General features: G+C 45.9%; 2 protein-coding genes. Both read left to right on the top strand.

Annotated features, from left to right (window positions below; genetic code table 11):
- A partial coding sequence (locus L462_RS25725; RefSeq protein ID WP_032679495.1) for an RHS repeat-associated core domain-containing protein occupies positions 1 to 996 on the top strand: 996 nt, incomplete at its 5' end.
- 344 nt (positions 997 to 1,340) lie between these two features.
- On the top strand, positions 1,341 to 1,589 hold a 249-nt coding region (locus tag L462_RS02265), incomplete at its 3' end, for a transposase (RefSeq protein WP_032679494.1).

The raw sequence follows: 1,589 nt of genomic DNA, 5'->3' as shown, positions 1-1,589 counted from the left end.
TACAGCCACGATAACCTGACGGGAAGCAGCGGGCTGGAGCTGGACGGCGACGGGAATATTATCAGCACGGAGGAGTACTACCCGTTCGGCGGCACCGCCATCCTGACGGCGCGCAGTCAGCTGGAAGCGGACTACAAAACGGTGCGCTACTCGGGCAAGGAGCGCGACGCGACGGGGCTGTACTACTACGGATACCGGTACTACCAGCCGTGGGCGGGCAGATGGCTCTCCTCAGACCCGGCGGGGACGGTGGACGGGCTGAACCTGTTCAGGATGTGTCGCAATAATCCCGCCACATTCCGGGATCCTGATGGGAAGGACCCAACTGATTACAATATTATTGTAGAGGATGATGCTCAAGTTTTGTATAGAGCTGATGGCCGCAGTCCAGAGGAAATTGTTGCAGCCGGTGGTTTTTCAAACTCATTGAGTAGTAATACAGACGGGACTCTAGGAAGATTTGAAAATGGAGAAACTATAGAGCCAATAATATATACAGCTGAAACACTACTCGGAATGAAACGTTTCGCCAGGATGATGCCGGGTCTGAAGTATTTTTATAGAATAGATGCATCAGGGCTGAATGTTGCACGCTACTCGACAAACTTTAGTAATCTTAAGGCAAAGAAAAATATTACGCAGCATTTAAAGCAACAAGCCGCATTAATGGAAAAGGTAATACTAACTGGAGACTGGACTAAAATGAATGATGTAGCACTAAGGAAAGATCTAACATCAACAGATGATAATTCCTGGATGAATTTGACGGAAAGCGTAGCTGAAGTTCATATCATTGGAGCTCCTGAGTTACTGATAAAAAGGGAGGATGTATCAAAAGCAATGAATGATCCGGAAATGAAAGCTGCGTTGGCCAAAAGAGTAATTGTACCTTACACAAAAATAACTTATATCGGTGATTCTGATAATAATGTTATTAAAGATGAATCTAAACATATCAAACTAGCTGATTTAGCCAGAAAAAATGAATTATCATAAAATTTAAAGGTGGGATAGCCTTCTTAAGGCAAGAAGGTTAGCACCTCTGCTGTCCCCAGAGGTAATGGGTTACGTACCAGCAGACAACAAATACAATGGTTCCGTTTGTGATACCACAGGAATTTCTTCCACCGTAGAACCTTAGAAGGGGCCGTTTCCAAAACGGCCCCTTCTAACAGCCAAGGAAAGCCTTACGGTAGGATACGTTTGCTGCATCCAGCAACACTGAAATAGCGGATTAGTCACGCGAATTTTCCGGTCGCTAATGGCAAACCGTTCTTTGAATCGCCACAGGTTTAACAGACACCTCAGAGTCATTTAAGATGACTTAAAGAGAGGTGCCCATGAGCGGTAAGGGTTATCCCGAAGAGTTTAAAATTGAAGCGGTCAAACAGGTTGTTGATCGTGGTTATTCTGTTTCCAGCGTTGCAACACGTCTTGATATCACCACCCACAGCCTTTACGCCTGGATAAAGAAGTGCGGTCCGGATTCTTCCACTAATAACGAACAGTCAGATGCTCAGGCTGAGATCCGCCGTCTCCAGAAGGAGCTGAAGCGGGTTACCGACGAACGGGACATATTAAAAAAAGCC

Source organism: Enterobacter sp. BIDMC 26, assembly GCF_000534435.1.
Classification (GTDB): domain Bacteria; phylum Pseudomonadota; class Gammaproteobacteria; order Enterobacterales; family Enterobacteriaceae; genus Enterobacter; species Enterobacter ludwigii.
This window is presented reverse-complemented; position numbering and strand designations above follow the sequence as displayed.